Below are 21,605 nucleotides of genomic sequence, written 5' to 3'. Positions count from 1 at the left end.
GGGGACTTGCCTGTATCAGGAGGAATGCAAGCTTCTTCTGATAAACTGCGGAGCAGTTATTTGGTTATGGGCAGGCAGCCAATGCGGATTGCAGATAGCTGCATGAAAAAAGAAAAGGAAAAGGGAAAAGCATTCCAGAAGATCGATAAGATCCAAAGGAATGCTTTTCCGATGTTATAAATCAATCACGGATCCGAAAATGGGATTTTAGCCTTGTTCCGCATATGGGCAGGCGGACAGAAAAACTTACGGAAGCGGATGGCCTGCCGCCAGATACAGCTCATACCATTCTTCCCGCGTCAGCGTAATAGCACATGCCGCGATAATCTCTTTCAGGCGGTTTTCACTTGCCGTACCTGTGACAAGCTGCATATTCGCCGGGTGGCGCAGAATCCACGCTGCCGCAATCGTGGTATCACTGACGCTGTATTTTTCGGCCAGTGCACAGATTTTCCGGTTCAGTTCCGGGTACTCGTCGCTTCCAAGAAAACATCCCTTCCATGATGGCATCTGGAACGGCGACCATGCCTGAAGCGTAATGTCGTGAAGACGGCAGTAATCCAGCAGACTTCCATCGTGATCGACAGAACCCGGAGTCTCCATGTTCACTTCCATGCCATTTGCAACAAGGTTGGAAACCGGAATGCTGAACTGTACCTGATTGGCAACGAGTGGCTGGCGGACATATTTCTGCAGCAGTGCAATCTGCATCGGCTTGTGGTTGGAAACACCGAAATGGCGGACCTTTCCGCTCTCAAACAGAACATCAAAGGCGGCAGCTACATCTTCTGGTTCTACGAGCGCATCCGGCCGGTGGAGCAGCAAAAGATCGAGGTAATCCGTCTGCAGACGTTTTAAAATACCATCGACAGATTCCAGGATGTGGTCTTTCGACAGATCATAGAAGCCCTGGCGGATGCCGCATTTGGACTGGAGAAAAATATCCTCCCGTTTCAGGGACGGATCGCCGGAAAATGCCTCACCGAACACAGTCTCGCTCATGCCGCCGCCGTAGATATCCGCGTGATCAAAGAAATATGCGCCCTGCTCCAGAGCGGAGTGGATAAAATGATTCATCTCGTCCTTCGATTTTTCGGAAAGCCGCATGCATCCGACTGCAATGGAAGGAACTTTTCGCAGGTGATTGCCTAAAATTGTTTCTTTCATAGTAGAATTTTCTCCTTTGCAATGCTTCTGTATTCGCAGAGGTTTTCGTAAAGCAGGCGTGGAAGGACTCTGGAAGTACAGAAAGAATAGTAATTACGTTGCTTTTAATATATCATTTAAGTGCACTTGAAAGTCAATGGTTTTTGAGGGAAAGAGAATAAAAAAATCGCCGGAATCGATCAGAATTCGACCAGAACACAGAAAATCCGTATTTTGTTAACAAAATCGGAACAAAATCGACAACAAAGTTTACTTGCATTTTCAGAAAAATGATGTAAGATAGGGGTATTCGAAAAAAAGATCCGACAGGATCTGTGAAGTGGTATTGAATCAGATAATGGAGGTTTTGCGATGGATGCAAAAATAATAGCCGGAATCCTGGCCGCGGGAGGCGCAGCCTTAGCTGTCGGCGGCATATATAGCATGAATAAGAAAACAGGTTATTTTAAAAAGGGAAATTCCGTCCGATACGATGTTTCCCGTATTCCGTTTAAAAAAACAAGTCCGTTAAAAGGAAAAACAGTTGTATTTTTGGGATCCTCCGTGACGAAGGGCTTTGCTGCCCACAACAATTCGTTTGCGGAGTACATAGCGAAGAAAGACAGCTGTACCTGCATCAAAGAAGCGGTCAACGGAACCACGCTGATTGATAATGGTGAGGATTCCTACATCGAGCGTATGCGCGACAGGCTTGATCCAAAGCAACAGGTGGATCTTTTTATCTGCCAGCTGTCCACTAACGATGCAACACGCAACAGCCCGCTCGGTGAAATTTCGGAATCCCGCGATCTGGAGAGCTTCGATGTCGAAACTGTCTGCGGCGCGATTGAGTATATCATTGCATATGCAAAAGAAACGTGGCATTGCCCGGTGATGTTCTATACGAATCCACAGTATGATTCCAAGCCGTACGCGAAGATGGTAGAGGCGCTTCTGAAAATTCAGGAAAAATGGCAGATCGGTGTGATCGATTTCTGGAATGACGAACAAATCAACCGTGTTTCCCCGGAAAAACGAAAACTGTATCTTCAGGATCCGATTCATCCGATGAAGGCCGGCTATGCCGAGTGGCTGGTGCCTGTGATGGAACAGCGGATTGGTGAATATCTGGAACAGCAGGTATAAGCAAAGAGGAAAATAAAAATACTTTCGTGGTTTCTTTTGAAAAGATTCCGCGAAAGTATTTTTTGATTTACAGGAAACTTCGTTGAATTTTCCTGTAAATTAAAAAAGCCCTCCGGGCAGGATCGCACTGCGGCGGAGTGGAATTATGTCGCCAAAGCGACCCGCCGCAGGCGGAGAATCCTGCCGTAGCAGGATTCTTTCTTTTCTACGAGAACAGTGAGGCGGGATCCGCGCCTGCATTTTCCGCGTTTTTTCGTTTCTTACGGATCCGGAACTGTTTGAAAATGCCACAGATGGCAGCGTAAAGCTCCGGTTTTAGTTCTTCAAGCGGAACCGGCTGCTGGTACAGGATAGCGTTGTAGCTTGTACCGCTTACAAGCTCCAGAATCATATAGAACATCAGCTCCGGTGAACGATACGTATATGCTGCATGAGAGAGCAGAGATTCATAGATAGTGTAGATGGCCGGCGTGTCGGCAAACGGAGCAAAGGTAAGAGAATTTTTGAAGAATCCCCAGCTCAGATGCTTGGAAATAAGCGTCACGAGGCTGTGGTTGGCGGCAAACTGGTCGAGGATATTGTCGGTGATAAAAAGCACCTGCTCTTCAAAATCATGGATATCCGGGTGGCGCAGCAGATCTGAGTAGGCGGCCTGAAATACCTGACTCGCCTTATGTGCAATCAGATGATTCCGAATATCGTACTTATCTTTGAAATAAAGATAGAAGGTACCTTTTGCAACGCCGGCGTTATTCACGATATCCGAAATGGATGTTTTACTGAAGCCGTTGTTGATAAAAAGTGAGAAAGCAGAGTCCAGAAGGGACTCACGTTTCATTTGTTTGTTGTTGTCAATTTTTCCCACAGAGAGTCTCCTTTCCTGAAAAATATCACATCATGTGTCATTTACTTAACTACAATTATAGTTAGAATACATGGAAACTGTCAAAGGGAAAATGACTAATTTTCTCATTTTTGTGACTATGCACGAAGAAAAAAATGACCGATCGTCAATTTTGTGCAGTATTTAATGTTGACTAAGAGTCATTTTTGCGTTATAACATTAGATGATTGAAAGGCATAGGAAAAACATCCTCGATCTGAGGGAAACAGTATCCCGCAGTATCTTACTCCGAGCGGGTTTTACTTCTCTTATGATCCTGGATTTCATCATAAAAAACCATTATAAAAACCACAGAAAGGAAGTTTATCACAATGAATAGAAACAGAAAACTGAGAAAACAGATGATGTCTGGTCTTGCTGTTGGTATGGCTGCTGTTATGGGAGCTGCTCCGGTTTATGCAGCGACAGGAGAGGACGCAGCGGTTTCCAAAGAAGAAACCGTATATGTAAATGCAAATGCAGACGGATCGGAAGATCAGATCACCGTATCCAACTGGCTGAAGAACGCAGGAACGGAAAAGAACCTGAAAGATGAGAGTGAACTGAAGGACATCAAAAACGTAAAGGGCGACGAGGAGTTCACCCAGAGCGGAAACGAGCTGACCTGGCAGACAGACGGCGAGGATATCTATTATCAGGGAACAACCACAAAAGAACCTCCGGTTTCCGTGAAGTTCACCTATTATCTGGACGGCAAGGAAATCAAACCGGATGACCTGGCCGGAAAGAGCGGAAAACTGAAAATCAAAGTTGACTATACAAACAACACAAAGACAACGGTTGACATCAATGGCAAGAAAGAGACGATGTACACCCCATTCGTCCTGATGACCGGAATGATTCTTCCGCAGGATACTTTCTCCAATGTCAAGATCGACAATGGTAAAGTCATTTCCGATGGAAGCAGAAACATCGTAATCGGATTTGGTATGCCGGGCCTGCAGGAAAGCCTGGGATTAAATTCCGATTCCCTTGAAGATCTGGTATCCGGTGACAGCGATTTCGAACTGCCGGAAAGCCTGGAGATCACTGCAGATGTGGAGAACTTCTCTCTGGATTCTACCTTCACCGTTGCACTTGACGATGTTCTCGACACCATCGATACCGACAACATCACCGGATACGATGATCTGAAGGATGCACTGAGTGATCTTGAGGATGCTGCAATGGAACTGGTTGACGGTTCCAAGGCACTCTCCGATGGTGTGGATACTTTAAAAGACAGCTACAAAGAGCTGGATGACGGTATCGGAACGTTAAAAGACGGCGCTGACGAGCTGAACAGCGGAGCCGGCACACTGGCAAGCGGAGCCGGCACACTGGCAAGCGGAGCATCGACTCTGGCAAACGGAACTTCTACTCTGAACAGCGGAGCTTCTACCTTAAACAGCGGAGCAGCTACCCTGTCCAACGGAGCATCCACCTTAAGCAGCGGAGCTTCTTCCCTGGCAAGCGGCGTAAACTCCTACACCGAGGGCGCTGATACCCTGAATAAAGCAATCCAGACGTATCTTGGAAAGAACGGTGTGCTGACTGGAAGCGTAACCGAGTATGTAAACGGTGTGAATAAAGTCGTTGCAGGCGTAAAACAGTACACCGACGGAACAACACAGCTGTCCGACGGCGTTGCTTCTTATGTAGCAGGCGAGAAACAGCTTGCAGCAGGCGCTGAGCAGCTTCAGCCTCTGGCAGACGGCCTGACCGAGGTAAACAGTGCAATCGCAACACTGAACGCAGCACTCGACGGAAAAGATGAGAATGATATTTTAGCAGGAGCAAAACAACTCTCCGAAGGACTGACCAGTTTGAACGAGCAGCTGCAGAGCACCGATGTACAGAGCCTTCTGACGATGGTAGACGGTATGACCAGCACCGGTTCTACCCTGATCTCCGAGACCGAGGCACTCTCCGGGGTTCTGAACACCACAATCGCAGGATCTGTCAACAGCATGATGACAAACGGCAACGAGCTGATGAGCCAGATGGATACGCTGTCCAAAGGACTTGAGAGCTACTTAAGCGGTCTGGAGGCACAGATCACGAATCAGGCAACGCAGATGGGAACCCAGATGGCAGCACAGGTTCAGGCATGGGCAGACGGAGCAGCAGCACAGCTGAACCAGGAAGCAACAGCAGCAGCACAGAGCGCAGCTGATACAGCAGCAAGCCAGGCATCCGCCGATGCAGCAAAACAGGCAAATGATCAGCTCTCTGCAGCAGCAGCTACACTGGATGCACAGATTTCCGCAGCTAAGAGCGCTGGAAATACAGAGCTTGCCGATTCCTTAAGTAAAGCAAGAAACCAGATCGGAAGTGTCAGCGTTTCCGCTTCCGCCGGAACCGTTTCGGTTACTCCGGTTACAGCTCCGCAGATTACCCTTCCGGAACTGAACTTCGAAATCGAGCGCCCGGATCTCTCCGGTCTTGCAGCAATGCAGCAGAAGATGAGCGACATCAAGAGCCGATACAGTGATCTGCAGAAGACGGTTGCAGCTCTGATGCCGCAGCTTGAGACCATGAAGAAACAGATGCAGACCATCACCGATAATAAAGCAGTTGTTGAGCAGAATCTTGGTGCAATGCAGAAACTGACCGCAGGTGTGGCACAGCTTGATGCAGGCGGAAGCACTCTGTACAAGGGCATCGATACTCTGTCCGCAGGTGTGAGCCAGCTGTACAGCAGCACAAATGAGAGTTTTGCAAAAGCAACAGCAGGCATCAATGCATTGAACGCAGGATTTACTCAGCTGAGTGCTTACAATGATACGCTGCTTTCCGGCGCAAGCCAGCTGAAAGCAAATGCACCGGCTCTGGTTGAGGGTGTTACGACTCTGCAGGGCGGCACGACACAGCTGACCGCAGGTCTTGGACAGCTGGGAAGCCAGTTAAGCGATGGATCTGCAAAACTTTCTGCAAACAGCGGAAGCTTAAGAAGCGGTGCTTCTCAGGTAGCAGGCGGAGCATCCCAGCTGGCAAGCGGAGCCTCCACACTGGCAAATGGAACTTCTTCCCTGGCAAGCGGAGCTTCTGAACTGAACAGCGGAGCTTCTACGCTGGCAAGCGGAGCATCTACGCTGGCGAGCGGAGCTTCTACACTGGCAAATGGAACTTCTTCTCTGGCAAGCGGAGCTTCTGATCTGAAATCGGGAAGCAGCAAGGTTGTTGATGGTATTGACGAGCTGTCCGATGGGGCGAAAGAACTGGCTGACGGTACGAAGAAGTTTGAAGAAGAGGGTACCAGCAAGCTGAAGAGTACCTTTGAGGATGATCTGGGAGATGTACTGGATCGGATTCAGGCGCTGAATTCGGATAAATGTGCTTATACTTCTTACAGTGGTAAGGCAAATGGAATGGATGGAAGCGTGAAATTTATTATCGAGACTGCAGCAATTGAAGCTGCGGAAGAGTAATGTGATTCCACGGTAGATTGTGAGGCCGCCTGCGGTCGGGATATTTTCCCCGACCGCAGGCGGCATTTACGTTAGGTGGGGTGCAAAAAGACAAAAAATAAGAACAGCCCGCGGATATGCGGGCTGCTCTTTCATAATGAGGGGGGAGATAGTTTTGAATGGTTCATCAACTATCTGAGATATAGTATAGTGAAGAAATGTGAGCAAAGTATGTCTATTTTCTAAAAGAAACAGTAAATTTCTAAAGAATAAGTGAATCCATCCATTGAGTAAATCACTTCCGTCCGCCAAAACGTAGATGGGTCCCCAGGCGCAGCGGAGCGTCCGCCCCCCGCGGTGCCTGGGGGTCGTATCCTCCCGTCCTATTCAAAAGAAAGTTTCCGGTTCCCATAACTCTTCCGGTACTGTCCCGGCGTCATCCCGGTGAGTTTTCGGAAAGCCGTGGAAAAATTATGCGCATCCTGAAATCCAACGTTATAGGCAATCTGAGAGACCGTGTGATTTGTGTCCGTCAGCTCGGCCATAGCGCTGTCCATTTTGGATTTCAGGATGAATTGTTTTAACGTCATCCCGGTGCCCTCGTGGAAGAGGGAGGAGAGGTATTTGTCGTTGTAGCCGAAATAACGGGCGAGTTCGGTGACTTTGAGGGACTCGCTGCTGTGGTACTGGATGTAGCTGATGATGTCCTGCAGGATCTGCGTCCGCTGCGTTTCGGAAGTGTAGGTGCGGTAGAAGGGACTCTGACAGTTGATTTCGCCGAGAACAGCGGCAGTCAGGCTGTTGTTGAGGAACGTGTTGTGGAAACGCAGGGAAGTGTCCTGGAGCTGCTTCATGAGGATGATGACGCGGTTCGGGGAGGAAAGCGTTCTCTGGAGCGGGATGCATAACGTTTCGGGGTAGTTGGATGGAAGCTGGGCGGGAGCGAGGTCCTCAAGGCGGTAGGAGGATGGCGGTGCAGCATGAAACTCATCCAGAACCGATCCGGCGGTCGGGTCAGAAGGAGCGACGATCGGTGCGGAGGGGATACCCGGGATAAAATGGAGCCAGTAGAAAGAGCAGCTTCCCTTTTTCGAGCCATGCTGATGGACGGTCGGCGGCAAAAGAAGATATTCGCCGGGGTGAACCTCGTAAGAGCGGCGTTCGTCCGCGATAAAAAGCGTTCCTTCCGTCACAACCATCAGTTCAAAATTGACGAGATTCCGTGTCAGGTGCATCCACTCCGGGGACGGGGACTGGAATTTGCCGCAGAGGTCGTAGGTAAAACAGGCGGCATCTGGAAATAAAACAGAGATCATATGACTTTTTCAAACCTTTTCAAACATTCTTATATTTTAAACGGAGGTCCGTTTTGCTAAAATAAAACTATAGAAAAACAGGAAAACAGCCGTCAAAAGAAGTGTAACGCTTCCCATCCCTGAAAGCAAGGAAAATATCTTTTTCAAACCAGGAGGCGGCGGAAGACAACGAAAAAGGAGACCGAAAAAATGGATCAGAAAAACTTCAGCAAACCATTATCCCTGGCAAAAGTCCAGGTTACTGATGCATTCTGGAAAAAAGAGATGGAGCTTGTCCGCACCGAAGTAATTCCGTATCAGTGGAATGCCTTAAATGACAATGTTCCGGGAGCAGCACCGAGCTTCTGTATGCGGAACTACCGCCGCGCCGGTGAAGTTGAAAAAGAGCGGAAAGCAAAAGGAGACAAATTTGTTCAGATCAAATACCCTCTGGATACTTTTGAGACACTGCCGAAGGATGGCAAAATGGACGGAAGATTTTATGGCTTCCTGTTCCAGGATACCGATTTTACCAAATGGGTGGAGGCAGTTGCGTACTCCCTGACACAGCATCCCGATCCGGAGCTGGAAAAAACGGCAGATGAAGCAATTGAAGCTGTCTGCGCAGCACAGAGAGAAGACGGATACCTCGATACCTACTATCTGATCAACGATCAGGATATGATTTTTACAAACCTTAAGGACAACCATGAGCTGTACTGCTTCGGTCATCTGACGGAAGGCGCCGTAGCCTATTATCAGGCGACCGGAAAAGACCGTCTCTTAAAAGCAGCAGAGCGTTTCGCGGACTTTATTGCCGGCAAACTCGGTCACGGCGAGGGGAAAAAAGCAGGTTATCCTGGTCACGAAATTGCAGAGATGGCTCTGATGCGTCTCTATGATCTGACCGGCGAGCAGAAGTATCTCGATCTTGCAAAATACTTCATCGACGAGCGCGGAACAAAACCATACTATTACGATATCGAGCGCGGTCTGACCTGCCCGGAGGGCGAGGAACGATATAGCTACAATCAGGCAAACCGCCCGGTGCGTCAGCAGGATGAGGTGCAGGGGCACTCCGTACGCGCCGTATATCTCTATTCCGGCATGGCGGATGTGGCAAGGGCAACGCAGGATGAGAGCCTGCTGAAAGCCTGTGAAACTCTCTGGAACAACATGGTGCATCAGAAAATGTACGTCACCGGCGGAATCGGTGCCACTCATATAGGAGAGGCATTCTCTTTCAACTATGACCTGCCAAACGATACCGCTTACGCAGAGACCTGTGCATCCATCGGTCTTGTGTTCTTTGCTCGCCGCATGCTGGAGATTCAGGCAAAAGCAGAGTACGCGGATGTGATGGAATTAGCCCTCTACAATGGCGTTCTCTCCGGAATGGCGCTCGACGGAAAGAGCTTCTTCTATGTCAATCCGCTGGAGGTACTGCCGGAGGCATGCCACAAGGATGAGCGGAAATTCCATGTAAAACCGATCCGCCAGAAATGGTTCGGCTGTGCCTGCTGCCCTCCGAACCTGGCAAGAACGGTAAGCTCAGTTGCATCTTACGCATACACGGAAAACGACACAACCCTGTTTGTCCACTTGTACATGGGTGGAACAGTGGAAGGAGAAAAAGTAAAAGCATCCATCACTTCCGAATTCCCGTGGGACGGCCATGTTTCCGTGACCTGCGAGAGCGATACCAAAGAGCCGTACACCTTTGCATTCCGCATCCCGGGATGGTGTGCTTCTTATGAAAAAGAGATTCCAAAAGGCGCAGAATTGGAAGAAAAAGACGGGTATCTGTATGTGACAAAAGTATGGGCGAAGGGTGAGACGATCCGCCTGAACTTCCCGATGGAAATCCAGTTTTTGGCATCCAATCCGCTTGTACGCGAGGACGCCGGCCGTGTTGCCGTAAAACGAGGACCGGTTGTTTACTGTATGGAAGAAGCAGACAACGGAAAGAATCTGCATTTGACAAAACTCTGTGTGAATGGTGAAAAAACCGCAGAAGCAGCCGATGAGCTGGGCGAGCACTTTGTGAGCGTAACGGCCGAGGGACGTCGCATGAAGCTGGGCGATGCGGAAAAACAGCCGTTGTATCATCTGTATCAGAAAGAGGAAGAGGAAAAGACGAAACTGAAGCTGATTCCATATTATATGTGGAACAACCGAGGTGAGGGCGAAATGCAGGTATGGATCCGCGCATGTGAATGATTTTATTAAAGAAGAAATAAAAAACTCCGGAAAAGGGATGGCTCCTGATGCAGCCTCCCCTTTTTTCCGGAGTTCTTGTTATGCCAAAATATGAGAATCCTGCAAAAAAGAAAGTGAATTTTTTGCAGGATTCTTTGTGCTATTGGTACAGATTATTTTCTGCTTCTCATAGAAAGACTGCCGAAAGCAGAAGAAACGGCGGGCAGAATCACGAGGACGACTGCAAGGACAATCATTCGATCCACAAAGTCTGTCATGGCCTGTACAACGCAGACAGAGAGAGTCAGATTCATACCGAGGCTGTGAAGCAGCTGCACCAGCACAGTGGAGCCGGAGGAAGTAATTCCACCGAAAACAACCGCGGTGATTGTGGAACTTACCACAGTACCCGGAAGTGAGATCACAAGTGCTGCCGGAAACAGCTTCCAGCCCATGGAGCGGAGGGAAAGACTCTCGCTGCGGGATCCTGCCGTATGGGACGGGCGGAGTCTGCGGAATACAAGGCCGGCAACGAGACCGATGACAAGCTGCACCGGAATATAGTAAAACGCATAGACATCACTCGTCATGCCGGAAATGAGTCCGGAGATCAGTCCCGGAACGAGGCCTGCAGCAGGTCCGAACAGAGCGGCTGCCAGAACTGTTCCGATGGAGTCCAGATAAACCGGAAGACGCAGCAGCAGAGCAATGGTACCGCCGAGAATATTGATGACACCGCAGAGCGCGAGTGTCGTGAGTTTTAACGTACGGTTAGTATTCATCATGCCTCGCCTCCCTTCTGAAACATCGTCTCATGTGGGAAGACCGGCGGTGCGGTGAGAATCTGGTCGAGAACCGGTGCGGATTCCTCCTGCGGCACGCCGAGAACGCGCTCAAAGAACATCAGGAAGAAACGGCGCACATCGACCTGCGTCAGAATGTGGCTGTTCGGTGCTTTCTGATAAAAATTCATGGCATCCACAACCGTCTGTCCGATGCAGAGGCCTCCGGTTTCTACCTGCGTATACGCATCAAAACCGCTGCAGAGCGACGGATCCACAAGATAAGCGGCCGCGAGCGGATCGTTGATCACGCATCCGATGACCTTTTCCTGTTTCCAGTGGAAATCAAAGTAGAAGCGCGTCAGCTCCTCAATGCGGGTTCCGACTCCTGGATTTACGCATTTCATATATTCCACAAGATTCGGCGTCAGGACAATTTTTCGTGTGACATCCAGCCCGATCATATGAAGCTTTTTGCCTGCAAGCTGCGGCAGCTCGGAAAACGCGCGGAATACTTCGGCTGCGGCATCCGGGTCGCACCAGTAATTGTACTCGGCAACCGGGGAGCAGTTTCCATGGCTCTTATAGCTTCCGCCCATGGAGACAAGAGCCGTCAGGTTTGTCAGGCACTCCGGTGCGCGGGAGATGACTTTTGCAAGGTTCGTCATCGGTCCGAGGGCAAGAATGGTAACATCAGGGGTTGTTTTTAAGGTTTCGATCAGGAAAGAAACAGCGTCCTTGTTTGGCGTAAGGCCTTCGGCATCCGGCCAGCCCGATTCGCCGAGACCGTCCATGCCGTGGGTGTCCATCGCGTCCACGTAGTCGCGGACCAGAGGCGTCTCCTCGCCGACATAAACCGGGACATCTGGTTTTCCAATCATAGAAAGAATTTTGAGGGCATTTTTAGCGCCCATAGAAGCGGGTACATTTCCGCTGACTGTGGTGATGCCGACAAGATCCAGCTCTTTCGAAGCCGCGGCAAGCATCAGGGCGAGAGAATCGTCGATGCCCGGATCACAGTCGATGATCAGTTTTCTTGCATTCATTTTCCAATCTCCTTTGATGAAAATTTTGAGATACTTGGTTTTTTATACTGGGAAGTTCACGAACCAGTCCGGACACCCGCAAAAAGACGGGAAAATCCGATTGCATAAATGCACGGGAAAGAGTATAGCACAGATAAAAAAAAAAATCTAGTAAAACAAACCTTGCCTGTTTTGAAAAAATCGGTTATGGTATAGAAAAGCATACAGCAAATGAGAACATGGGAGAAAAGAAAATGGCAGATGGATTTTTAGCACCAACTGGGAAATTCTATCCCAAAACAGAAAATTTTCATGCGCAGACCGCGCGGGCGATTTTAGGTTCGGACGGCCAGACGGACGAGCCGATCCAGGAGCTTTTGCGCCGCGGTTATATTTTATTTGTAGGATTCCACAAACCAGGCGAACCGGAAAATCTCCATGCCGATATGGATTACGTCCTCGGCGGACCGGGGTATCCGGCGACCGAAGGGCAGAAGGCCTGGATTGCAGAACATACAGAAGAGCTGTCGAGAAAGCAGCAGTTTGACATCAACAACGACGAGACAACCTTTGAGAACTTTTACATCAGCAATGTCCGCATGTTTCCCTGGTGCAAAGGGTGTGCCGAAGAGAAAGCGCGTGACCTCTGGGGCAATGCACAGAGCGAGGAAAAGCCGAAGCGGTGTGATGCGTGTCCGGCCTTCAGGAACCGTCCGCTTTAACGAAAAACAGAAAATGTCAGAAAATAATCTGGTGAGATTATAATAGGAAGAAAAAATACTTTTGCACAGTAATGCATCAATGGGGGAAATCCGCAGAAGCCGCGTAAATACGCGATTTTTTGCGAATTTCCCCCTTGACTTTTGAAAGGACAGACGCTATAATAAACGAGCGTGCGTAAAAGACTGTTTTTTGTGCGCGCAAAAGCTGCAAAGCAATTATGTTGAACTAAAGCAGCCGTATGAAACCCCGTGGGACACACGGAGAAATCTATCAGGAGGTGAAATGGAATGCCAACATTCAACCAGTTAGTAAGAAAAGGCCGTGAGACTTCCGTAAAGAAATCTACCGCGCCGGCACTGCAGAAAAGCTACAATTCTCTGAGAAAGAAATCCACAGATATGTCTTCTCCTCAGAAGAGAGGTGTGTGCACAGCTGTTAAAACTGCTACACCGAAAAAACCTAACTCAGCTCTTCGTAAAATCGCCAGAGTTCGTCTTTCCAACGGAATCGAAGTAACAAGTTACATCCCAGGAGAAGGTCACAACCTTCAGGAGCACAGCGTTGTTCTGATCCGTGGAGGAAGAGTTAAGGACCTGCCAGGTACCAGATACCACATCATCCGTGGTACACTTGATACTGCAGGTGTTGCTAACAGAAAACAGGCCCGTTCTAAATACGGTGCTAAGAGACCGAAAAAGAAATAATTAAGTAAAACGAGTTCGAGATATATCTAGTATCACAAAAAAAGCGAAATGTTGTGCGTTATTCCATAAATCCCCACGGCTGCGGATTTATAGAGAATTTACACGCGCGGACATACTGCAAATAAGTGTGAGTACCGATGATTTAATCGAATGATGGTTAAGGAGGGAAGTAACGTGCCACGTAAAGGACATACTCAGAAAAGAGATGTTTTAGCAGATCCGTTATACAATAACAAAGTGGTAACCAAGCTGATCAACAACATCATGCTGGATGGTAAGAGAGGCGTTGCCCAGAAAATCGTATACGGCGCATTTGCTAAAGTAGAAGAAAAAGCTGGAAAACCAGCAATCGAAGTATTTGAAGAAGCAATGAACAATATCATGCCGGTTCTTGAAGTAAAAGCAAGACGTATCGGTGGTGCTACTTATCAGGTACCGATCGAGGTAAGACCGGACAGACGTCAGGCTCTTGGCCTTCGTTGGCTGACCGCTTATTCTCGTAAGAGAGGCGAGCGTACCATGGAAGACAGACTGGCAAACGAGATTCTGGATGCATCTAACAACACAGGTGCTTCTGTGAAGAAGAAAGAAGAAGTTCATAAGATGGCAGAGGCTAACAAGGCATTTGCTCACTACAGATTCTAAGAGGAGGAAAATCCGTTGGCTGGAAGAGAATATCCATTAGAGAGAACCAGAAACATTGGTATTATGGCTCACATCGATGCAGGTAAAACAACCCTGACCGAGCGTATCCTGTACTATACCGGTGTTAACTACAAGATTGGTGATACTCACGAAGGAACTGCTACCATGGACTGGATGGAACAGGAGCAGGAACGTGGTATCACAATTACTTCAGCTGCTACAACCTGCCACTGGACTCTGGAAGAGAACTGCAAGCCGAAACCGGGCGCTCTTGAGCACCGTATCAACATCATTGATACCCCAGGCCACGTTGACTTTACCGTAGAGGTAGAGCGTTCTCTTCGTGTACTGGACGGCGCTGTCGGCGTGTTCTGTGCAAAAGGTGGTGTAGAGCCTCAGTCTGAGAACGTATGGCGTCAGGCTGATACCTACAACGTACCGCGTATGGCATTCATCAACAAGATGGACATCCTTGGTGCTGACTTCTACAATGCTGTAGATCAGATCAAGACCAGACTTGGTAAAAATGCTATCTGCCTTCAGCTTCCAATTGGTAAGGAAGATGAGTTCAAGGGAATTATCGATCTGTTCGAGATGAAAGCTTACATCTACAACGACGATAAGGGTGATGATATCTCCATCACTGATATTCCGGAAGATATGAAAGACGACGCTGAGCTGTATCATACAGAACTGATCGAAAAGATCTGCGAGCTGGATGATGAGCTGATGATGCGTTATCTGGATGATGATATCCCGTCTGTTGACGAGATGAAAGCAGTTCTGCGTAAAGCTACCTGCGAGTGTACAGCTGTACCGGTATGCTGCGGTTCTGCATACAGAAACAAAGGTGTTCAGAAACTTCTGGACGCTATCCTTGAGTACATGCCGGCTCCGACCGATATCCCGCCAATCGAGGGTACCGATCTGGACGGAAACCCGATCGTAAGACATTCTTCCGATGACGAGCCGTTCTCCGCACTGGCATTCAAGATTATGACAGACCCATTCGTTGGTAAACTGGCATACTTCCGTGTGTACTCCGGTACTATGAACTCCGGTTCTTACGTACTGAATGCAACAAAAGATAAAAAAGAGCGTGTTGGACGTATTCTTCAGATGCATGCAAACAAACGTATGGAGCTGGATAAAGTTTACTCCGGTGACATCGCAGCTGCAATCGGATTCAAGTTCACCACAACAGGTGATACCATCTGCGACGAGCAGCATCCGGTAATCCTTGAGTCTATGGAGTTCCCGGAGCCGGTTATCGAGCTGGCTATCGAGCCTAAGACAAAAGCAGGCCAGGGCAAACTGGGTGAGTCCCTTGCAAAACTGGCTGAGGAGGACCCGACCTTCCGTGCACACACCAATCAGGAGACTGGTCAGACCATCATCGCTGGTATGGGTGAGCTGCATCTGGAAATCATCGTTGACCGTCTGCTTCGTGAGTTCAAAGTAGAGGCTAACGTAGGTGCTCCGCAGGTTGCATACAAAGAGACCATTACCAAACCGGCAGACATCGACAGCAAATATGCAAAACAGTCTGGTGGACGTGGACAGTATGGTCACTGTAAAGTTAAATTCGAGCCTATGGATGCAAACGGCGAAGAGATTTACAAATTCGAGTCTACCGTTGTCGGTGGAGCTATTCCGAAAGAGTATATCCCGGCTGTAGGCGAAGGTATCGAAGAGGCTATGAAAGCCGGTATCCTGGGAGGCTTCCCGGTAGTTGGCGTTCATGCAAATGTATACGACGGATCTTATCATGAGGTCGACTCTTCTGAGATGGCATTCCACATCGCCGGTTCTCTGGCATTCAAGGAAGCTATGCAGAAGGGAGCTCCGGTTCTTCTTGAGCCTATCATGAAAGTCGAAGTTTCCACTCCGGAAGATTACATGGGTGATGTTATCGGTGATATCAACTCCCGTCGTGGTCGTATCGAGGGTATGGATGACATCGGCGGCGGAAAGATGATCCGTGGATTCGTACCGCTGGCTGAAATGTTCGGTTACGCAACAGACCTTCGTTCGAAAACTCAGGGACGTGGTAACTACTCCATGTTCTTTGATAAATACGAGCAGGTTCCGAAAAACGTACAGGAAAAAGTTCTGTCTGCAAAAGCAAAATAATTTGAGAAACCGTACTGGTTGTGCAGTCCTTACCGGCTGCACAGCCTGAATGTATATCTTTTTCAAAGATTTCCCTTGCAAATAGGACAGAAATGCAATATAATCAGACTTAGCAGGTTTACGATTCAGGTGGGTTCCTGCCACCAATTTAGTCTCAAAAAAGCCCACTGGGCGCAATTTTAAGGAGGACATTTTAAAATGGCTAAAGCTAAATTTGAAAGAACAAAACCGCATTGTAACATTGGTACCATCGGCCACGTTGACCATGGTAAAACAACTCTGACCGCAGCTATCACAAAAGTACTTTCTACCAGAGTAGAAGGAAACACTGCTGAGAACTTCGAAGATATCGATAAAGCTCCGGAAGAGAGAGAGCGTGGTATCACAATCTCTACTGCACACGTTGAGTATCAGACAGAGAAAAGACACTATGCACACGTTGACTGCCCAGGCCATGCTGACTATGTAAAGAACATGATCACTGGTGCTGCACAGATGGACGGAGCTATCCTTGTAGTAGCTGCTACAGACGGTGTTATGGCTCAGACAAAAGAGCACATCCTTCTGTCCCGTCAGGTAGGTGTACCTTACATCGTTGTATTCATGAACAAATGCGATATGGTAGACGACGAAGAGCTGCTTGAGCTGGTAGACATGGAGATCCGTGAGCTGCTGAACGAGTATGACTTCCCGGGAGATGACACTCCGATCATCCAGGGTTCTGCTCTGAAAGCTCTGGAAGATCCGGCTGGCCCATGGGGAGATAAAATCATGGAGCTTATGGATGCAGTAGATAGCTGGATCCCGGATCCGCAGCGTGACACTGATAAAGATTTCATCATGCCTGTAGAGGACGTATTCACCATCACTGGTCGTGGTACTGTTGCTACTGGCCGTGTTGAGGCTGGTGTTCTTCATCTGAATGAGGAAGTTGAAATCGCAGGTCTGAAAGAAGAGACCAAGAAAACTGTTGTAACTGGTATCGAGATGTTCCGTAAACTCCTCGATGAGGCTCAGGCTGGTGATAACATCGGTGCTCTGCTTCGTGGTGTTCAGAGAACAGAGATCGAAAGAGGACAGGTTCTGGCTAAACCAGGTACCGTTCACTGCCATACCAAATTTACCGCTCAGGTATACGTTCTGACAAAAGACGAGGGTGGCCGTCATACTCCATTCTTCAACAACTATCGTCCGCAGTTCTACTTCCGTACAACTGACGTAACAGGTGTTATCACTCTTCCGGAAGGAACTGAGATGTGCATGCCTGGCGATAACGTTGAGATGACCATCGAACTGATCCACCCGATCGCTATGGATCAGGGTCTTACCTTCGCTATCCGTGAGGGTGGACGTACCGTTGGATCAGGCCGTGTTGCTACTCTGATCGACTAATTATCGGTAGACTATTCTAAATATAATTGTATCAAAAGATACTTGTGCTCAAACGTAAGAGACCCCGGCGCCGTAAGGCGACCGGGGTTTTTCTGTCTGTATATAGATGATCAAGAACCGCAAAAGTTGAGAGCTGCAAAACAACCATATGTAATTCCAATCGAAGCAGGTGCCCATACGATTGCGATTACAAGAAGGCCTATGGGAAAAATCGGAGCCGGTGATGTTGCAAATGCAGCCTTTGGAGCTGCTCTTGGCGGCGGACTGGGAGCTGTTTTAGGCGGCCATTTAGGCAAAAGGCAGTTGGAGAAGATGGATTAAAAAATGCAAAAGTAATAGAGGCCCATGAGGGGGAGACATTTTCTTGTGATGTAAAAGCAGATCTTCGCGGAATGCCGAAGGTTACGTGGATGTAAGATAAAAAAAGAAAAAAATAAGAAAAAAGAAGAATTCCTGTGCGGAAATACTGCATGGGAATTCTTCTTTTTGATCTTCTGAAAGAAGAACAGAAATTTGAGAAAAGACAGAGAATTTCTTACAGAAGCTGAATATTCATCACATCCATCACCTCGCGTGTCTCCATCGGCCATACCGAGCACTGTACCTCCCCGATGTGCGCTTTGCGCAGGAAAAACATACAGATACGGGACTGTCCGATACCGCCGCCGATTGTCTGCGGGAGAGTGCCGTTCAGAATAGATTTCTGGAAGGGAAGCTTCGCGCGGGACTGGCATCCGCACTCCTTTAACTGGGCGCGGAGAGCATCTGCGTTGACGCGGATACCCATGGAGGAGAGCTCAAGGGCGATGTCAAGCACTGGATAATAAACGATCAGATCGCCGTTTAAGGACCAGTCGTCGTAGTCCGGGGAACGTCCGTCCTGACGCTCTCCGGAAGCAAGCACGCCGCCGATCTGCATAATAAAGACAGCACCTTTTTCTTTGGTGATTGTATACTCTCTTTCCTTTGGAGTCAGATCCGGATAGCGATCCTCAAGTTCCTGGGAAGTGATAAAGAAAATTTCATCCGGCAGAATGGTTTCGATGTAGTCGTACTGGTCTGCCATATGTTTTTCCGTGTTTTTCAGTGCCTCATAGATATCTTTTACGGTACTCTTTAAGAAATCAAGATTGCGTTCTTCCGGGGACATGATTTTTTCCCAGTCCCACTGATCCACGTAAACGGAGTGAATGTTGTCGGTCACCTCGTCCTGGCGGATGGCGTTCATATCGGTGTAGATGCCTTCTCCCTCAGAGAAGCCGTATTTGTGAAGCGCGTACCGTTTCCATTTTGCCAGAGACTGAACAATTTCAGCGGTTTTCTTGGTACCCTGATCCTTTAACTCAAAAGAAACCGGGTGTTCTACGCCATTCAGATTGTCATTCAAGCCGGTTTCCGGCTGTACAAAAAGCGGAGCTGTTACACGGAGCAGATGCAGACGATGTGTCAGCTCGTGCTGGAAATAATCCTTTACTGTTTTAATCGCCACCTGTGTATCGTGGAGGTTTAATGCAGATTTGTAACCCTGCGGAATAATAATTTCTCCCATTACTTTAAAACCCTCTTGTTTTAGATTTGCTTTTCGAATCACGCCTTCTCAAAAAGCTTCAAATTTAGTTTACCATGTTTTCCATGGAAAGCAAGGAAAAGATACGAAAAAACCAAAGATAGTAAAGAATTTTTTCGACATAATTTTTTTGCTGAAATTCTCCCCGGAAATACGAATTTTTCCGAAAATCAGAGCGCTTATGAAAGAGGCGGAATTATTCGGAAACCCACTGGCGCAGAAACGCTGCGGACTGTTCGATGAACGATAACTGATCCGGCGCATCGAAATGCTCGATGGCGAGATAACCGTCGTAATCGCACGCTTCTAAATCTGTAAGAAGCTTTGCCATCGGCAGATATCCCGTTCCGGCCGGTGTCTGGCCAAGGCCGCGGCAGAAACGTCCGTGAACGAGCGGGCTTTCGGCACGATCCTTACAGTGAACATGGACAATATAATCCTTCAGAAGCCAGGCAGCATACGAAACATCCTCATCACTGAAAGCAAAATTTCCGATATCAAGCGTATACCGCAGCCCCGGCACGTGCTCCATAAACCAGAGCAGCGGATATGTGCGTGCAAACGGCTGTAAAAAACCGTCAAAGTCCTCTAAGGTAATCGTAACGCCACGCAAAGCCGCATATTCGGCGAGTGAGGAAAGCGCATGTACCATATTTTGAATCGATTTGTTTTCGGCCATAAAAGTACTCGTTGCCTCATAGGTGCTGCTGCAGGCTGCAAGCTCTGCCGCTTCGGCAGTTTCAAGCGCGCCTGCAACAAACAGGACACGCGAAACCTGCTGCGATGCCGCAGTATCGAGCATCTGCTGTGCTCTGCCAAGATCCGTATCATGGGAAAAATCAAAGGTTTCATGCATACAGCTGATCACCAGCCCCGCATCGGAAAGCATCGGGGCAATGACCTCTCTTTCTGATGCAAACAGACTGTAGTTCATCTCAACAGCCGAAATTCCCTGCTCCCTGCAGAACGCGAGCACTTCCGGAATCGTCTTACCGGACTGCTCACACGCCTGTAGAATGTGTTCGTAAAAAACGGAAAGCTTTCTCATATAACATTTCCTCCTGATTTATGCAATGTGTACACGGATTCCATCCGCGTATTGCAGAACATTTTTGATCGTGAAATCAGACACCTGTTTTGAAAAAATCAAACGGGATACAGATATCGGTAAACTGCAGCTGCTATTTTTGGTGTGAAGAAAGATACACTTCCTCCGTAGATGGATTCACCCATGCATTATCCAGTGGTGCCGGTCTTCGTACTACAGGAACGCACCAGCGTACCCCATTTTTGATAATCTTCTGAATCACCGGCATATGGTAAATGGGGTATTCCTCGTGTCCCGGCTGAAAATAGAAAATTTTGCCCAGCCCACGTGTAAAGGTGCATCCGCTGCGGAACACCTCACCGCCTGCAAACCATCCCGTAAATACCACATCATCCGGTTTGGGAATATCAAAAAACTCCCCATACATCTCTTCCTCCGGAATATCCACCCATGCCGGAATTCCCTGCGCGATCGGATGGGTCGGACACGTACAGAACAGTCTCTCACGATCCCCATGCCGCCACCGAAGCGTCATACTTGTTCCGAGAAGCTTCCGCATAATCTTGGAATAATGCCCTGAATGCAGAACTACCAGCCCCATTCCGGCCAGCACATGACGCCGAACCCGCTCGGCCACATCGTCCGAGAACTCCTCCTGCAGCATATGATTCCAGAACACCAGCACATCGGTATTTGCCAGCACTTCTTCCGTCAGCCCATGCTCCTTCTCGTCAAACACAGCCGTCCGAACCGAAAGCTCCTCCTCTTGTCTCAGAAACTTTGCAATACAGGTGTGAATCCCGTCCGGATAAATCTCTTTCACTTTCTCCTGCGTTCGCTCATGCTGAAACTCATTCCAGACCGTAACTCGTATCATTCGTCCATCCTCCTTCTATAAGAAAAAAATGTATCATTTTCAAAAAGTTATCGATAGCAAATCTTGAAAATAATGAAAAAAGCAGTCGTTCACACTCTGCGGTACTGAATTTTTGCGTTATTTTCTGGCCTTACTATAAATTATACTCGTGCTATACCAATATTTCAATTCACAAATTCCTTGACATCCCCTCCGAAATCCCGTATACTAAACAATGCGCAGCCGGGGAGATAGCGGTGCCCTGTACCCGCAATCCGCTACAGCGGGGGTGATGCCAATCCGAGGGCTTTTTCATTGCGAAGCTGCCTTCTATAAGTGACGTTGACGTCTGGGTCTTACGCAACAGGACTCCATGAACCGTGTCAGGGCAGGAATGCAGCAGCACTAAGTGGAATCTCCTGTGTGCCGTGAGGGTGCCTGGGCCGAGTAGGCTGTAGGAGTAACGTTTGTGGTGAGAGTTCGAAGTGCGGCGCGCATAAAAAAGAAAATCCAAGGAAGCCTGAACCCCAGACTTCCTTTTTTCGTACAAAAAATAGAAACTCCCGCGCTTTCTTCCCCCCGAACTATTGTGAGAACGAAAAAAATAGGGTATAATGTAAACATTCCATAATACTGCCAAGAAACAAGAAG

17 protein-coding genes, 1 other RNA gene and 1 riboswitch are annotated in these 21,605 nt (G+C 48.4%); of the genes, 10 read left to right on the top strand and 8 right to left on the bottom strand.

What is annotated here, in order from left to right:
- Window positions 1–246: 246 nt before the first annotated feature.
- Entirely contained in the window at window positions 247–1,167 is a 921-nt protein-coding gene (locus DW642_RS08570) for an aldo/keto reductase (protein ID WP_117509911.1), read from the bottom strand.
- A 351-nt stretch (window positions 1,168–1,518) separates the two neighbouring features.
- On the opposite strand from DW642_RS08570, the gene DW642_RS08565 reads away from it, so the two are divergent.
- On the top strand, window positions 1,519–2,292 hold the full coding sequence (locus DW642_RS08565; protein ID WP_117509910.1) for an SGNH/GDSL hydrolase family protein: 774 nt from the start codon (window positions 1,519–1,521) through the stop codon (window positions 2,290–2,292).
- Window positions 2,293–2,497: 205 nt separating this feature from the next.
- Here DW642_RS08565 and DW642_RS08560 read toward each other — a convergent pair whose 3' ends face one another.
- A complete protein-coding gene (locus DW642_RS08560; RefSeq protein ID WP_117509909.1) occupies window positions 2,498–3,157 on the bottom strand; it encodes a TetR/AcrR family transcriptional regulator in 660 nt (219 codons plus the stop codon).
- Between the two features lie 350 nt (window positions 3,158–3,507).
- Between DW642_RS08560 and DW642_RS08555 the strand changes: the two genes are divergently transcribed.
- Window positions 3,508–6,606 carry a hypothetical protein gene (locus DW642_RS08555; protein WP_117509908.1) on the top strand — a complete coding sequence of 1,033 codons (3,099 nt, stop codon included), beginning with the start codon at window positions 3,508–3,510 and terminating at the stop codon, window positions 6,604–6,606.
- Between the two features lie 362 nt (window positions 6,607–6,968).
- Here DW642_RS08555 and DW642_RS08550 read toward each other — a convergent pair whose 3' ends face one another.
- Complete coding sequence (locus DW642_RS08550) at window positions 6,969–7,901, bottom strand: AraC family transcriptional regulator (RefSeq protein WP_117509907.1); 933 nt, start codon at window positions 7,899–7,901, stop codon at window positions 6,969–6,971.
- Window positions 7,902–8,090: 189 nt separating this feature from the next.
- Here DW642_RS08550 and DW642_RS08545 point away from each other — a divergent pair, with 189 nt between their 5' ends.
- Complete coding sequence (locus tag DW642_RS08545) at window positions 8,091–10,100, top strand: glycoside hydrolase family 127 protein (RefSeq protein WP_117509906.1); 2,010 nt, start codon at window positions 8,091–8,093, stop codon at window positions 10,098–10,100.
- A gap of 152 nt (window positions 10,101–10,252) precedes the next feature.
- On the opposite strand, the gene DW642_RS08540 is transcribed toward DW642_RS08545, so the two are convergent.
- Together DW642_RS08540 and DW642_RS08535 are read right to left on the bottom strand one after the other, a co-directional pair.
- Window positions 10,253–10,864 (bottom strand): ECF transporter S component, encoded by a 612-nt coding sequence (locus tag DW642_RS08540; RefSeq protein WP_022463255.1) that lies wholly within the window; start codon window positions 10,862–10,864, stop codon window positions 10,253–10,255.
- A complete protein-coding gene (locus DW642_RS08535; protein ID WP_117509905.1) occupies window positions 10,861–11,907 on the bottom strand; it encodes a nucleoside hydrolase in 1,047 nt (348 codons plus the stop codon). The genes DW642_RS08540 and DW642_RS08535 overlap by 4 nt, the downstream gene beginning before the upstream one ends.
- Window positions 11,908–11,935: 28 nt before the next feature.
- A riboswitch (PreQ1 riboswitch) is annotated at window positions 11,936–11,980 on the bottom strand.
- 160 nt (window positions 11,981–12,140) lie between these two features.
- Between DW642_RS08535 and DW642_RS08530 the strand changes: the two genes are divergently transcribed.
- The 6 genes from DW642_RS08530 to DW642_RS15760 all read left to right on the top strand — a co-directional run bounded on the left by DW642_RS08530 (window position 12,141) and on the right by DW642_RS15760 (window position 17,804).
- Window positions 12,141–12,608, top strand: a complete 468-nt coding sequence (locus tag DW642_RS08530; protein WP_118697500.1) for a hypothetical protein — start codon at window positions 12,141–12,143, stop codon at window positions 12,606–12,608.
- Between the two features lie 288 nt (window positions 12,609–12,896).
- Window positions 12,897–13,313: a 30S ribosomal protein S12 gene (rpsL, locus tag DW642_RS08525; protein ID WP_022463258.1), complete on the top strand. Its 417-nt coding sequence runs from the start codon at window positions 12,897–12,899 to the stop codon at window positions 13,311–13,313.
- A gap of 174 nt (window positions 13,314–13,487) precedes the next feature.
- Window positions 13,488–13,958: a 30S ribosomal protein S7 gene (gene rpsG / locus DW642_RS08520; protein ID WP_022463259.1), complete on the top strand. Its 471-nt coding sequence runs from the start codon at window positions 13,488–13,490 to the stop codon at window positions 13,956–13,958.
- A 15-nt stretch (window positions 13,959–13,973) separates the two neighbouring features.
- Window positions 13,974–16,091 carry an elongation factor G gene (gene fusA, locus DW642_RS08515; protein ID WP_117509903.1) on the top strand — a complete coding sequence of 706 codons (2,118 nt, stop codon included), beginning with the start codon at window positions 13,974–13,976 and terminating at the stop codon, window positions 16,089–16,091.
- Between the two features lie 198 nt (window positions 16,092–16,289).
- Window positions 16,290–17,483, top strand: a complete 1,194-nt coding sequence (gene tuf, locus DW642_RS08510; protein WP_022463261.1) for an elongation factor Tu — start codon at window positions 16,290–16,292, stop codon at window positions 17,481–17,483.
- A 126-nt stretch (window positions 17,484–17,609) separates the two neighbouring features.
- Window positions 17,610–17,804 (top strand): hypothetical protein, encoded by a 195-nt coding sequence (locus DW642_RS15760; RefSeq protein WP_147326112.1) that lies wholly within the window; start codon window positions 17,610–17,612, stop codon window positions 17,802–17,804.
- A 214-nt stretch (window positions 17,805–18,018) separates the two neighbouring features.
- Here DW642_RS15760 and asnA read toward each other — a convergent pair whose 3' ends face one another.
- From asnA to DW642_RS08495, 3 genes are all read right to left on the bottom strand, one after another.
- Window positions 18,019–19,032, bottom strand: coding sequence for an aspartate--ammonia ligase (asnA, locus tag DW642_RS08505; protein WP_022463264.1), 1,014 nt, complete (start codon window positions 19,030–19,032; stop codon window positions 18,019–18,021).
- Window positions 19,033–19,246: 214 nt separating this feature from the next.
- Window positions 19,247–20,098: a sugar phosphate isomerase/epimerase family protein gene (locus tag DW642_RS08500; protein ID WP_055219283.1), complete on the bottom strand. Its 852-nt coding sequence runs from the start codon at window positions 20,096–20,098 to the stop codon at window positions 19,247–19,249.
- A 133-nt stretch (window positions 20,099–20,231) separates the two neighbouring features.
- Complete coding sequence (locus DW642_RS08495) at window positions 20,232–20,975, bottom strand: ThuA domain-containing protein (RefSeq protein ID WP_022463266.1); 744 nt, start codon at window positions 20,973–20,975, stop codon at window positions 20,232–20,234.
- Between the two features lie 214 nt (window positions 20,976–21,189).
- Between DW642_RS08495 and ffs the strand changes: the two genes are divergently transcribed.
- An RNA gene (gene ffs / locus DW642_RS08490) (signal recognition particle sRNA large type) lies at window positions 21,190–21,452 on the top strand.
- Window positions 21,453–21,605 lie beyond the last annotated feature (153 nt).

The organism is Blautia sp. AM23-13AC (genome assembly GCF_003435675.1).
Taxonomy (GTDB): Bacteria; Bacillota; Clostridia; order Lachnospirales; family Lachnospiraceae; genus Fusicatenibacter; species Fusicatenibacter saccharivorans.
The sequence above is the reverse complement of the archived record's forward strand: the minus strand, read 5'-3'. Positions and strand labels throughout refer to the sequence as shown.

What these genes read in the sequence shown, in the direction of transcription:
- DW642_RS08495 (WP_022463266.1), bottom strand. Translation starts at nt 20,975, where the DNA reads ATGATACGAGTTACGGTCTGGAATGAGTTTCAGCATGAGCGAACGCAG.
- DW642_RS08545 (WP_117509906.1), top strand. Translation starts at nt 8,091, where the DNA reads ATGGATCAGAAAAACTTCAGCAAACCATTATCCCTGGCAAAAGTCCAG.
- DW642_RS08530 (WP_118697500.1), top strand. Translation starts at nt 12,141, where the DNA reads ATGGCAGATGGATTTTTAGCACCAACTGGGAAATTCTATCCCAAAACA.
- DW642_RS08570 (WP_117509911.1), bottom strand. Translation starts at nt 1,167, where the DNA reads ATGAAAGAAACAATTTTAGGCAATCACCTGCGAAAAGTTCCTTCCATT.
- asnA (WP_022463264.1), bottom strand. Translation starts at nt 19,032, where the DNA reads ATGGGAGAAATTATTATTCCGCAGGGTTACAAATCTGCATTAAACCTC.
- DW642_RS08540 (WP_022463255.1), bottom strand. Translation starts at nt 10,864, where the DNA reads ATGATGAATACTAACCGTACGTTAAAACTCACGACACTCGCGCTCTGC.
- DW642_RS08500 (WP_055219283.1), bottom strand. Translation starts at nt 20,098, where the DNA reads ATGAGAAAGCTTTCCGTTTTTTACGAACACATTCTACAGGCGTGTGAG.
- rpsL (WP_022463258.1), top strand. Translation starts at nt 12,897, where the DNA reads ATGCCAACATTCAACCAGTTAGTAAGAAAAGGCCGTGAGACTTCCGTA.
- DW642_RS08550 (WP_117509907.1), bottom strand. Translation starts at nt 7,901, where the DNA reads ATGATCTCTGTTTTATTTCCAGATGCCGCCTGTTTTACCTACGACCTC.
- tuf (WP_022463261.1), top strand. Translation starts at nt 16,290, where the DNA reads ATGGCTAAAGCTAAATTTGAAAGAACAAAACCGCATTGTAACATTGGT.
- DW642_RS08555 (WP_117509908.1), top strand. Translation starts at nt 3,508, where the DNA reads ATGAATAGAAACAGAAAACTGAGAAAACAGATGATGTCTGGTCTTGCT.
- DW642_RS08535 (WP_117509905.1), bottom strand. Translation starts at nt 11,907, where the DNA reads ATGAATGCAAGAAAACTGATCATCGACTGTGATCCGGGCATCGACGAT.
- DW642_RS08565 (WP_117509910.1), top strand. Translation starts at nt 1,519, where the DNA reads ATGGATGCAAAAATAATAGCCGGAATCCTGGCCGCGGGAGGCGCAGCC.